Here is a 12678-nt window from a genome sequence, read left to right as displayed (position 1 = left end):
TAAACGAAGACCATTTGAGACAGGGTACTGGTAAAGAACTATTATTGCTATAGTCGCTGACGGGGATATTCACAAGCTGTAACTATTGCCTGATTGACTTGATATGCCATAACTTTGAATACAAACCAAAGAATATTTTCAAGCCTTTAATGTTTTTGTTATCAGTAACTAGCAATAAAAAATCAGAACTGCTTACCGACCCGTTTTTCTTGTTAAATAAATTTAACACCAGATAAAGGTCAGGTTGCATGCTCATTGTATATAAAAAGCGTACTTTTGCACGCTATTTTAAGAAAGAATTATGCAGACAATCAGAAATGTAGCGATCATTGCCCACGTAGACCATGGTAAAACCACGCTGGTTGATGAGATGTTGAAAGCCGGGAAGCTTTTCAGGGAACATCAGCAAGTGGGAGAGTTGATTATGGACAGCAATGATCTCGAAAAGGAGCGAGGCATTACCATCCTTTCCAAGAATGCCTCTATGGTTTGGAACGATCACAAAATAAATATCATAGATACTCCGGGTCACTCCGACTTTGGAGGTGAAGTGGAACGGGTACTTAATATGGCCGATGGTGTTTTGTTGCTGGTAGATGCCTTTGAAGGCCCTATGCCACAGACCCGGTTTGTCCTCCAGAAAGCTTTGGCACTAGGATTGAAACCCATTGTTGTTATCAATAAAGTGGATAAGCCCAACTGTCGGCCTGAAGAGGTTCAGGAGATGGTCTTCGACCTGATGTTCAGCTTAAATGCCAACGAAGACCAGCTGGATTTCCCTACTGTTTACGGATCGGCACGTGATGGCTGGATGTCAACCGACTGGAAGGAACAAACCAACGATATTTCTGCGGTGATGGATGCCATTGTGGAGCATATTCCGGTACCCGAGGAAAGAAAAGGAACTCCCCAGATGTTGATCACTTCTTTGGAGTATTCACCATATGTGGGACGAATTGCCATCGGACGTATGCACCGTGGCTCTTTAAAGACCGGACAAAATGTAGCGGTGGTTAGCCGTGATGGTTCTGTTAAGAAAACCAGAATCAAAGAATTGAACGTGTTTGACGGACTTGGGCGCACCGCGACAGATGTGATTCCTAATGGTGAACTGGGCGCTATTATTGGTTTGGAAGAGTTCGATATTGGTGACAGTATTTGTGATTCTGAAAATCCCGAGCCATTGGATCCCATTGCCATTGATGAGCCTACTATGAGTATGTTGTTTACCATCAACAACTCACCTTTCTTTGGTAAAGATGGTAAATATGTGACTTCACGCCACATCAAAGATCGTCTGGATAAAGAGCTGGAGCGGAATCTGGCATTAAGGGTTGAAGATACCAACTCTGCTGATGCCTGGAATGTTTACGGACGGGGTGTATTGCACTTGTCGGTTTTGATTGAAACCATGCGTCGCGAAGGTTATGAATTGCAGGTTGGACAGCCACGGGTTATTATCAAAGAAATAGCCGGTGAAAAGCATGAACCTGTAGAGGAGTTGACCATCGACCTGCCTGATGAATACAGCGGTCGCGCAATAGAAATGGTGACTCAGCGTAAAGGCGAACTTTTGTCGATGGAGCGCAAAGGCGAAAGAGTTGTTCTGGAATTTAACATTCCTTCCAGAGGTATCATCGGAATGCGTAACAATCTACTGACTGCCACTGCCGGGGAAGCCATTATGGCCCACCGTTTTGTTGAGTTTCAGCCCTGGAAAGGAGAAATCAACAAGCGTCAGAATGGTTCTCTGATTGCGATGGAATCAGGAAAAGCCATTGCCTATGCCTTGGATAAACTTCAGGACCGAGGTAAATTCTTTGTTCATCCCATGGAAGAGATTTACCTGGGACAGGTGATTGGTGAAAACAGCCGTGATGGCGACCTGACGGTGAATGTAACGAAGGAGAAAAAACTCACCAACATGCGTACTTCCGGCTCTGATGAAAAAACCAAGCTGGTACCACCTATCATTTTCAGTCTGGAAGAGGCGTTGGAGTATATTCAGGGAGATGAGTATGTAGAGGTAACCCCTAAGCACATTCGCCTGCGTAAAATTCTCCTTCAGGAGCATGAGCGGAAGAGACTGGCCAAGAATGGTTAATTAGATTGTCTTTAAAGATATAATCAAAAGCCGCTTAGCTAACATGGATTAGTTGGGCGGCTTTTTTTGATAATGGCTGTAGTTTATATTTGCGATGATGTTATCAATTAGGCTCTTTCTATAAATTACGTACCTTGTGAATGACACAAGTAGGGCTAATCCATCAAGTCCCTGATAAGGGGCGAACTTAAATAACCCCGGGGCAACTGTCCCGGGGTTAAACATGCTCCCGGCACTGGGTCCCTGAAAGGGGCCAACTAATTCGGAAAGCGAGAGCTATCTGGATGAATACCGTAGGTTGATCGAAGAGAGTTGAATTAAGATCGAGGATACCTTTTTCCTGATTGATTAAGTTAACTAACAGGGATCAAGATGCAAAGAGCTCGACCTGCAAAAGAGCTGGAGGATGTTGACCCCTTATCAGGGATCTTAGGGGAGATAGTGCATCCAATCCCCGGGACTTTCGCCAGAGCCTGTCCCGACAAATTCGGGAGGGTTATTCGGATTCGCCGCTTTCAGCGACAGGGAGGTTCTTCTGTATGAGGGGGGCTTTTCAAGTGTTCGATGTTTCTTGTACGTTCCTGATAAGAGGCCAACTGTTCCGGGTACTGTAGTGGTTTATAGGATGTTGGCCTCATCCAAAAACTAATCATATCCATATATTCACCCCTGGCAGGTGTGCCCGGGGTTATTTAAATTTGCCCCCATGTCTGCCCTGCTTACCGCCAGGAAGGCATTGGTGGAATTCAATAAAATCGCCATTTTAAACTACAGCCTTTACAATCTATAAATATCTGTAGGTTAAAGCGTAAAGGTTTTTTGTCGCGGATCCCGGATAGAAAAATCCTCATTCTGTACCTACGGCACTCATTTATAACTTCCATTTTATTTCTACCGATATTTCGTCCCTCCGGGACTTTTGAAGACAGCGGGTAATCTGGCTCCTTCCTTCATTTTCTTTCAACTATAAAGCGTCGTCACATCTTATTGCCATTAAACCAATCTACCATCTCACCTTCCACCCATATTTATCCCCAAAAGCATGAATGACAACCAAAGCACTTTGTTGTTTGTTTATTAAAGAAATACATTTGAATAAACAAAAAACCATCGCCATGAAAAAGAACGTTGGCCCGTTGGATCGGGTGATCCGAATTGTAATCGCAGCCATTTTGGCTATTCTTTATTTCTCCGGTGTTGTTACGGGAACTACCGGCACCATTTTCCTGATTTTGGCAATTGTTTTATTGTTGACAGCAGCCTTCAGAATCTGTGGCCTTTATTCTCTGGTGGGAATGAACACTTGTAAAAAGGAACCAGAGGAGTGAGGGGTAGGACCACCTTCGGGGTTTGGCATTACCGGTAAGGCTGGGTTTCTATAAATATGTGACCACCTCCAGGGTCAAGGTTGGGGCTTAACTCCTTAAATATCCGGAGGCCGAAGGTCTCTCATGTTTATAGAAGGCAAATTGCAGAATGTTGACCGACTCCGAAGGTGGCGAATGTCATTGGTTTACTCCGAAAGAGGACCATGAAAGCTCCATATTTCCAACAAAAAATCTCTCCGCGTCTCCCTGCGTCCTCTGTTGTAAAAATTTCAATGACCTGAAATACCTTAAAATAGGTTCACCTACCCATCCAACAATTTTTCCGCTTCCTCAACCGAATGTACCGGCAATTGACATGCTCCTTCAGAGCAAACATAAATCGTGGTTTCACCGTCTGACCTACGTCCATTTGTAATGCTCAATTTTCCGGAACCTTCTGGTTTGAAAGGTGCCCAGAGAACATTGGGAAGATATTTTTTCTGTAGCTCGCTGAGGGTGGCTTCAGGCTTGTTGGCTGAGACCACCACTTCAAAAGAAGTTTTGTGAACCGTTAGCATCAGACTGCCCCAGTGTGCAAAGCCCCACGGGTATTTTTCAAATTTGGGAAGCATGGTATTCAGCATATTTTCAGCAACCTGATGGTCGGTGTTATTGTCGGTCAGAGCAGCCAGTTTGAAAAGCGCATGTCCCATCATTGCATTGGCAGAAGGAATGACATTATCCTGAGTTTCGTAATGGATGGATGGCAACTCTTCCTGATCTTGTTCCATAAAAGTATAATGCCCGCTTTCTTCATCCAGGAAGTGATCATTGGCATATTTAACTATGGATTCCGCTTTTTCTATCCAGCCTTCGTTTCCCGAGATTTCATACAAGGCAATAAAAGCCGATGTTACCGAAGCATAGTCCTCCATAAAACCATTAATTGAAGGTCTTCCATCCTTCCAGATGTGCTTTAAGCTTCCATCGTCTGACAATAATTCACGCTCAACAAACTCTCCGTTTTTCTCTGCCAAATCTTTATAGAGATGCTCACCAAGAGCTTTGTAAGCCTTGCATAGTCCTGAAATCATCAGTGCATTCCATGAGGTGACTGTTTTATCATCCAATCCGGGGCGCAAACGCTCTTCTCTTTTATTGAACAACAACTCTTTCCACTCTTGTAGCTTCTTGTGAAGTTCTTCCAAAGACAGGTTGTGTTTTTGGGCAAATTCGGGATCACTCTCTGCACGCATCAGAATGTATTGGCAGTTTTCCCAGTAACCTTTTTCATTGATGTTGAAATAATCTGCAAAAAGCGGAAAGTCTTTCCCGAGCATGTTGAGAAGCGTCGGTTCTGTCCAGGTGTAATATTTGCCTTCTTCGCCATCGCTGTCGGCATCCAGAGCAGAGAAAAAAGCCCCTGAAGGATGCATTAATTCCCGTTTAACAAAGGCAACTGTCTCTTCAACCACTGTTTTGTATTCCTCTTTTTGAAATGCTGCATAGGCATCAGCATATAATCCAATCAACTGAGCGTTGTCGTAAAGCATTTTTTCGAAATGGGGGACTTTCCAAAACTCATCAACAGAATATCGTGCAAACCCTCCGCCAATCTGGTCATATATGCCACCGCGTGCCATTTTTTGAAGCGTAGTTTCCAGAAAACCGCGGTATGAATCGTCCGGGGTATGGTAGTTGAGGTGAAGCAGGAAGTTAAGATTCACCGGCATGGGGAATTTGGGCTTTCCTTTCGATCCGCCCCATTCATTGTCCCATTGCGGACTCCAGGCTTCTGTCGCATTATTTAGGATGTCCGATACGTTAATGTCATCCGACTTTTCAGACTGTATAAGCGAAGCCTGCTGTATGCCAGTTGTTAGATTATGGGCATGGTGGGTTAGCTTCTCCCTGTCCTGAATGAATATCTGCTCGATTTTTTGGAGCACTTCCATCCATTGAGGTTTGGGGAAGTAGGTGCCGCCCCAGAATGGTTGTCCATCAGGCAATGTGACCACATTAAGCGGCCATCCACCCTGAATGCCCATTAGCTGAACCGCGGTCATGAAAAAGTGGTCCACATCAGGTCGCTCCTCCCGGTCCACTTTGATGCAGACGAAATGCTGATTCATAAGACCTGCCACTTCAGGGGCTTCAAAGCATTCATGAGCCATAACATGGCACCAGTGGCAAGCAGAGTAACCAATGCTCACCAAAATTAGTTTGTCCTCTTTGCGTGCTTTGTCCAGCACCGTTTGGTTCCAGGGATGCCACTCCACCGGATTGTGAGCGTGCTGTAAAAGATATGGAGACGACTCGTGAATAAGCGGATTGGTATGTGATTGATTGCTCATATCTGCAGGGTGTTAAAATGAAATTTAATATTAAAACTCTTTGACGGAACTCAGTTAAACTTTTGAAAAAGGCTATAAATTAACTTTTAATAATTACGTGTATGGTTGCTTTAAGGTGTTGTTTATTAGTGCTATATGGTTTGTATTAAATCTTACCCGACTGCCGTCAGGCAGGTATCTAAAAATCTAACGATCTATTCCTATGAGGTACAACAGATTTAACCGCTTAAGTGTTTCCCTGTAGATTGATGGAAAGCCGGGGAGGAGTATGGCAGGGAGTTCACTGATTAATGATCTTGGACATTACGAGAATTCTATATATATTCATGTTTGTTTTTTTGTTCGATATAATGGCGTGTCGGTTTTTTAAAAACTCAATAAACCAATAGAATATGTCAAGTGATATAGAAATTGCCCGGAGGGCGGAGATTAATCCCATTCAGAAGATAGCTCATAAACTGGGAATCTCAGATGACAATCTGGAACTTTATGGAAAGTACAAAGCTAAATTACCACTTTCTTTGATTGATTCAGAAAAGATAAAGAATCGAAAGCTGATATTGGTTTCAGCTATTTCCCCAACTCCGGCAGGAGAGGGGAAGACCACCATTTCCATAGGATTGAGTGAAGGTTTAAACCGAATTGGAAAACAAGCCACTGTGGTGCTTCGGGAGCCCAGTCTGGGGCCGGTACTTGGCATAAAAGGCGGTGCTACAGGCGGAGGTCATTCTCAGGTCATCCCCATGGAGGATATCAACCTTCATTTTACGGGTGACTTCGCCGCCATAGAAAAGGCCAACAATCTTTTGGCTGCATTGATCGACAATAATATCCAAAACAATGGAAGCTCACTCAATATTGATCCCCGTACCGTTCATTGGAAACGCGTGATGGATATGAACGACCGCTCTTTGAGGAATACTATTGTGGGCCTTGGAGGCACAACTTCAGGAATTCCCCGTGAAACCGGTTTTAACATTACGGCAGCCTCCGAAATTATGGCCATTCTTTGTCTGGCCGAAGATTTCCATGACTTGAAAGAACGGATTGGAAATATTTTTGTAGGATATACCTTCGATAAAAAACCGGTATTTGCAAGGGATCTGAATGCTCAGGGAGCCATGGCTGCTTTGCTGAAAGATGCCATCAAACCCAATCTGGTACAGACCCTGGAAGGAAATCCGGCCATCATACATGGAGGCCCTTTTGCCAATATTGCTCAGGGGACCAACTCGGTACTGGCTACAAAAATGGGACTTTCATTGTCAGACTATGTGGTGACTGAAGCAGGATTCGGTTTTGATCTGGGTGCCGAAAAATTCCTTGATATTAAATGTGCTTCAGCAGGTATTGAGCCTCAGGCAGCAGTTCTGGTAGCTACCGTACGAGCTTTGAAATACCATGGAGAGGTGTCTGTAGCTGAGTTGAATTCACCAAATGTGGATGCAGTCCGTCAGGGTTTGGAAAACCTCGAAAAGCATGTGGAAAACATGCAGAAATTCAACATCTGTCCGGTGGTGGCTATTAACCGTTTTGTTTCCGACACTGAGGAGGAAATTCAGGTTATCGTGAAGAAGTGTAAGGAGCTGGGGATTAAAGTTGCTGTGGCAGATGTTTGGGCAAAAGGTGGTGAAGGAGCGGAAGAATTGGCCACGATGGTAGCTGAAGCGGCTGAAAGTTGCACTTCTTCCATGCAACCATTGTACGATTGGGAATGGTCGGTTGAGAAAAAGATTGAAACCATTGCCAAGGAAATATATGGCGCTAAAGCAATTGATTATACCGCTAAAGCCAAAAAAGACTTGAAAGTAGTGGCTGAGCTGGGACTCGATAACAAAGCAGTTTGCATTGCCAAAACCCAGAAATCTTTGTCTGATAATCCCAAATTACTGGGACGTCCCGAAAATTTTGTGGTAACGGTACGTGAAATAGAAATTGCCGCAGGGGCCGGATTTATTGTTCCCATTACGGGTAACATCATGCGCATGCCCGGGCTTCCAGGGAAACCGGCCGCCGAGAATATCGACATTGATGATGATGGTGTTATCTCAGGACTATTTTAGGAAAAAGGGTAGAAGGGTGGAATGGTAAAAGGGCAGAATGGTGAGATGAGCGTTTTTTATTAGTTTTAAACAATCAATGAATAATGAGCCCAACTGCCTTCTGCCTGAACCTACTTCTGGCTGTTTTCAATCCTGGCCTTCATTAATGCCATGGTCAAAGCATACCGCATTCGATAAAGGGAGTAGGTGGCTCCTGAAACAGCATCTATCTTCATTATATCCTGTTCTTCCAGCAGTTGATCTTCCATTAATGGGTACGCAATAGCCGGAGTTGTTCCCGCAGGTTCCATCTCCTTGCAATAGATTGAATCTTCCTGCTTTCCTGTGCCTTTATGCTTGATTTCGTTGTAATCCACCGAAGTGATTTTTTCATCCTTAACAGTGATGGAGACCACATGTTGGTAATCAAATGCATCTGCCGGAGAGGCAGCACTGTAACTGCCATCAGGAACACCCCTTGCAGAAGAAGGAAGCTGGTACGCATCCATAATTTGATTAAAAGTGGAATCGATCCTCTCAATGGAGGAGGTTTCTATGATGAAGTGTAAACTCATCAGTGAAGACTTGAAGTATTTGTCTTCGGGCTTGAATTTTTTTATGATATCAATGTCCGCTTTCTGGGCCGTTTGACATGCCGGAATAATAAATGCTGACAAGGCAAGAATAAAAATGATAGATGTTTTTTTCATGGATGAGTGTTTTGTAAATGGATGTGAGAAGAAAATGTTTCTTCGCTAATATAGGGAGCGTTGAAAAACGCATATTTAACTTGCTATTAAAACCTTAAACCCTCTCAACAAATACTTAAGTGCAAGCTTATTTCACAATATACTCGAATTTCTTTGCACTTGATTATATGAAATTGGCTAATCAAAAGAACAAAATTTACTTCACCGCCTCAATCTCGAAGTATTTCAATACTCTTTCGATTGGGCGGCTTGTAAATTCTGCCCTTTTGACTTTTTCAGCAGCTCCTAATATAGACAAAGGAATTGTAAAAAACCCTTATTGTTTTACTCTGTTAAATTGCAAATACAAAGACGCGATGGCGCAAAGTATCTTTTGTTAGAAAGATTGCGTTTGTTGTTCTGAAAGTAATTGCAGAACCATTTTTCACACAACCTGGGCGATGCGAATTTGTCCAAAAAAGATGCAGTTCCCCGGGTATTAAAAAGTGCAGTAGGTACGACATTTTGCTGGAAGGGGGAGATGGAAAAGTGGTTGACGATGCTCTATAGCTGACAAGGCAAGGAGCCAGGTTAACCCCTATCATCAAAAGTCCCGGAGGGACGGAATATCGGTAGAAAAACTCAGGCAATAACAACCTGAGTGAAGCAGGTACGAAGTATTGGTAGAAACCAATGTTTCTTAATTGGTTCATTAACAAAATTCAGTCTTCTGCCTGTTAATATGATCATCTGTCAAAATACTCCTTCACATTTTTTTATAGCTTTTGTGACAGGGAATTATTCTTAAGGGGGCATTATTGGTAACTTTGCCGGATTATGGGAAAGAAAAAGGTACAAAACTTGCATCCGGCCAGGTGGCCGTTTTTTTACGGGTATGTGGTGGCTTTTATGGGAACCATCGGGATTTGGGCCAGTGTTCCGGGCCAAACCATCGGGGTGTCTGCGTTTACTGATCCTGTAAAAGATGCTCTTGGACTGACCCGTGATCAGTTTAGTGCTGCCTATATGGTAGGGACTTTTGTGAGCTCACTTCTGTTGGGAAAAGCCGGTCGGTGGTTCGATCGCCGGGGAGCTCGTGAGGTTGGGGTTATCTCAGCCTTTTTGCTAGCCACCACACTTATTTTAAGCTCTTTTTCAAATGTAATAAGTTCAGGCATTGTCACGGTTACTGGTTTTCACCATTGGCTGGTTCCTTTTGCTGTGATGGTGGTGCTTTTCTTCATGCTGCGATTCAGCGGTCAGGGTGTTTTAACCATGGCTTCGCGCAACATGATAATGAAATGGTTTGATCATTACAGGGGGCGCATCAATGCCTTTGTAAGTATCAGTATTTCCCTTGGATTTTCCAGTTCTCCGCTGGTGTTTGACATGCTTATTCGTCAATGGGACTGGGCCGGAGCCTGGCGTTTTCTTGCTTTGGCGATCGTGGTGATTGCCGTTTTTATGTGGATTACTTACCGCGATAACCCGGAACAATATGGTTTAGTTCCTGATGGAAAATCGGGCAGTAAAAAAGCAGCCCGCAAACCGCGTCCGGAAATGAAGCAGTTTGAGCCTAAAGAGGCATTCTCCACAAGGGCTTTCTGGATGTATTCCATGATGTTATCTTTCAATTCCTTCTTTATTACAGGATTGTCGTTTCATATGGTTGATATCTTCACTTCAGCAGGCCTGGATCGGGAAGAGGCCGTAGCCGTTTTTCTTCCAATTTCTATCATCAATGTAGGGGTGTCGCTTCTTTTTAACTTCCTGAGCGATATGATGCCTTTGAAGAAGCTACTATTTGTAATGATTGGAGGAGCATTCATTTGGGTAATTGGCATGGTTGGGCTTTTTGATGGCTGGGGCTTGTGGCTGGTAATAGCCGGAGCCGGAATAAGCGGCGGTTTATTTGCTGTGCTCAACTCCGTTACATGGCCTAATCTTTATGGCAGAAAGCATTTGGGAGCCATATCAGGTCGTGCCATGGCAATGTTGGTATTTGCCAGTGCATTGGCCCCGTTTCTGTTCAGTTTATCCAAGAGCTTTTTCAACTCCTACACTTCCATGGGATGGCTTGGTATAGGTTTTGTAATAATTGTATTTATCGGATCGCTGAAAGCCAATAATCCCCAGAAGAGTTGATGGGATCAAAGACTTTTAATGAATATCCGCATTTATTCCTGAATCTTTCTCGGGCTGAAAGGACAGCTAATCTTAGCCCAATGGTAACGCCTTAGGGTTGGACGGGGGCTTTTCTTCGGGATTATTAAACTTTAAAAATGCAATTATGAAGAATCTTGTTTTTGCCATACTGCTTATAATGACAGTCACTTTTGTTTCTGCGCAAGGTCCGGAGGAATCAACAGTTGAGTTCGATCAACAGGAAATGCTGGAACTGGTCAATGAGGCCCGTCTGGAAAAGAGACGCTGTGGGGGCACCAGGCATGATGCTGTTGAACCACTTGAGTGGAATGAGAAACTTGCCAAAGCGGCCCAAAAGCACGCCGATGATATGGCTACTAATGACTTTTTTGCTCATACCGGATCGGATAAATCCTCGGTGGTTGACCGGGTTGAGCGGGAAGATTTTCTGTGGCGCACTGTTGGAGAAAACGTAGCCATGGGGCCCCCTTCTGTGAGTGAAGTGGTTAAAGGGTGGCTCGATAGCCCTGGGCACTGTAGTAATATTATGAATGGGGAATTCACGGAAATGGGTGCGGCTCTGTCACACGACGGCAAATATTGGGTGCAGGTTTTTGGGGCACCAAGAGAGTGAGAGGTGGATGGTGGAAAGGTGAAATGGTTGGATGGTACTGCAACGTGAGTAAAAAGAAGAACTCATAGGAAAGGATGAAACCAGAATAAGTGTGCATCCCAATGTTCATATAAAAGGAGGCCCTCTAAGCCTTACAATAGATCGTTAGATTTTTAGACATAAGATGAATCGTATGATATTGAAAATCTGCACCTTAGTACAAATAGTCGTTTAGATATAAATAACTGACTACAAGTGCCTTATAAAAGTTTAACGGAGTATTGAGCCTTAAAAACAAAGAAAAGACGCCCGGCCGTGCCTCCCTGCCTCTTGTTTATATTCTTCCGGGTTAAAGGCTGAGTATGTTACATTATTAAAGCTTTGCCTGCCTTTGCAATCCAAATCTTAACCCTTGGTACCCTTCAACCTTTCCACCATCCTACCTTCAAATATTCGAAATCACCTCCAAAGTCAACAAGCTCCAAACCACATAGCGCAAAGCCTTTCCCACAAGCATTCCGGTTGCAGATAACCAAAAATTACTTTTCAGAAGTCCCAGCATTACCGCAAGAATATCTCCTATCCCCGGCAGCCAGCAAAACAGGGCAATCCACCACTCTCGCCCGGAAACTTTATCATGCCACTTCTCAAGTTTTGATTTTGGGATTCGCAGGTATTTCTCGATCCATTCGTATTTACCCAGCCAGCCAATGTAGTAGGAAGTAAGTCCGCCCAACCAGTTGCCCGTGGTTGCAGTAATGAGACTCAATACAGGATCGCCACCGGCTGCCAGCATACCACTGAGGACAAACTCCGAGCTAAAAGGTATTACTGTAGCTGCTAAAAAACTGGCCAGAAAAAGGCCAAGGTATCCGAGGTCTGTCCACATAAACTTATTTGAACCTTTTATCTGGCTTTTTCCAGTTATTTATTACACCTACAATAATGATTTCTAATTCACCTTCTCTAACAAGATAGTGAATGAGCTATGGGAATTTTTTAACTGGCTTGCATCTTATGGTCTTGTAGCGAATTTGAAACCAGGGAAATTTCTGAAGGTTTTTGAACTCTTTATCTATGGTTCTGATAAATCTGTTTCCCAAACCGGGCTGCTGTTTATTGTAAAACTCAGATGCCTCCTGCAATTCAGCAAAAACCTGTGGTTGGATTTTAAGAGAATAGGGCATTTTAAAGGTTGAAATTTTTCTTTGCTTCCTCCCAGTTAATTAGATTATCGGGATCTTTTTCAAGCATTTTAAGTCTTTCGTCAAGAATGTTTTTATGCCAATCCGGAATTTCAAATGAGGATGATTCTTCCTTTTCCAGTTCTTTATATTTAGACTTTAGTTTTTCCCAGTCCTTAATGGGGATGAAAACCCCCGCTGTTTTACCCTCTTTGTCCGGAATGTATTGGAGATGCATAA

General features: G+C 43.6%; 10 protein-coding genes. 6 read left to right on the top strand and 4 right to left on the bottom strand.

Annotation, left to right across the window (positions count from 1 at the left end; all coding sequences use genetic code 11):
* Positions 1 to 301: 301 nt before the first annotated feature.
* From typA to DDZ16_RS05835, 3 genes are all read left to right on the top strand, one after another.
* On the top strand, positions 302 to 2104 hold the full coding sequence (gene typA, locus DDZ16_RS05840; protein WP_109263491.1) for a translational GTPase TypA: 1803 nt from the start codon (positions 302 to 304) through the stop codon (positions 2102 to 2104).
* A 372-nt stretch (positions 2105 to 2476) separates the two neighbouring features.
* On the top strand, positions 2477 to 2647 hold the full coding sequence (locus DDZ16_RS20705; protein WP_158275614.1) for a hypothetical protein: 171 nt from the start codon (positions 2477 to 2479) through the stop codon (positions 2645 to 2647).
* Between the two features lie 572 nt (positions 2648 to 3219).
* Positions 3220 to 3432, top strand: coding sequence for a YgaP family membrane protein (locus tag DDZ16_RS05835; protein ID WP_109263591.1), 213 nt, complete (start codon positions 3220 to 3222; stop codon positions 3430 to 3432).
* 302 nt (positions 3433 to 3734) lie between these two features.
* Here DDZ16_RS05835 and DDZ16_RS05830 read toward each other — a convergent pair whose 3' ends face one another.
* The gene (locus DDZ16_RS05830; protein WP_109263490.1) at positions 3735 to 5765 is read right to left on the bottom strand and encodes a thioredoxin domain-containing protein; all 2031 of its coding nucleotides are present in this window, start codon (positions 5763 to 5765) and stop codon (positions 3735 to 3737) included.
* 392 nt (positions 5766 to 6157) lie between these two features.
* Between DDZ16_RS05830 and DDZ16_RS05825 the strand changes: the two genes are divergently transcribed.
* Positions 6158 to 7828, top strand: coding sequence for a formate--tetrahydrofolate ligase (locus DDZ16_RS05825; protein WP_109263489.1), 1671 nt, complete (start codon positions 6158 to 6160; stop codon positions 7826 to 7828).
* Between the two features lie 110 nt (positions 7829 to 7938).
* Here DDZ16_RS05825 and DDZ16_RS05820 read toward each other — a convergent pair whose 3' ends face one another.
* On the bottom strand, positions 7939 to 8517 hold the full coding sequence (locus tag DDZ16_RS05820) for an FMN-binding protein (protein ID WP_109263488.1): 579 nt from the start codon (positions 8515 to 8517) through the stop codon (positions 7939 to 7941).
* An 816-nt stretch (positions 8518 to 9333) separates the two neighbouring features.
* Here DDZ16_RS05820 and DDZ16_RS05810 point away from each other — a divergent pair.
* Complete coding sequence (locus DDZ16_RS05810; RefSeq protein WP_109263486.1) at positions 9334 to 10641, top strand: MFS transporter; 1308 nt, start codon at positions 9334 to 9336, stop codon at positions 10639 to 10641.
* A gap of 145 nt (positions 10642 to 10786) precedes the next feature.
* Complete coding sequence (locus DDZ16_RS05805; RefSeq protein WP_109263485.1) at positions 10787 to 11275, top strand: CAP domain-containing protein; 489 nt, start codon at positions 10787 to 10789, stop codon at positions 11273 to 11275.
* Positions 11276 to 11699: 424 nt separating this feature from the next.
* Here the strand turns inward: DDZ16_RS05805 and DDZ16_RS05800 are convergent, their stop codons facing one another.
* Together DDZ16_RS05800 and DDZ16_RS05790 are read right to left on the bottom strand one after the other, a co-directional pair.
* Positions 11700 to 12143 (bottom strand): YqaA family protein, encoded by a 444-nt coding sequence (locus DDZ16_RS05800; protein WP_109263484.1) that lies wholly within the window; start codon positions 12141 to 12143, stop codon positions 11700 to 11702.
* Positions 12144 to 12442: 299 nt separating this feature from the next.
* Positions 12443 to 12676 carry an addiction module protein gene (locus DDZ16_RS05790; protein WP_109263482.1) on the bottom strand — a complete coding sequence of 78 codons (234 nt, stop codon included), beginning with the start codon at positions 12674 to 12676 and terminating at the stop codon, positions 12443 to 12445.
* Positions 12677 to 12678 lie beyond the last annotated feature (2 nt).

Origin of the sequence: Marinilabilia rubra (assembly GCF_003121985.1) — a bacterium.
Classification (GTDB): domain Bacteria; phylum Bacteroidota; class Bacteroidia; order Bacteroidales; family Marinilabiliaceae; genus Marinilabilia; species Marinilabilia rubra.
This window is presented reverse-complemented; position numbering and strand designations above follow the sequence as displayed.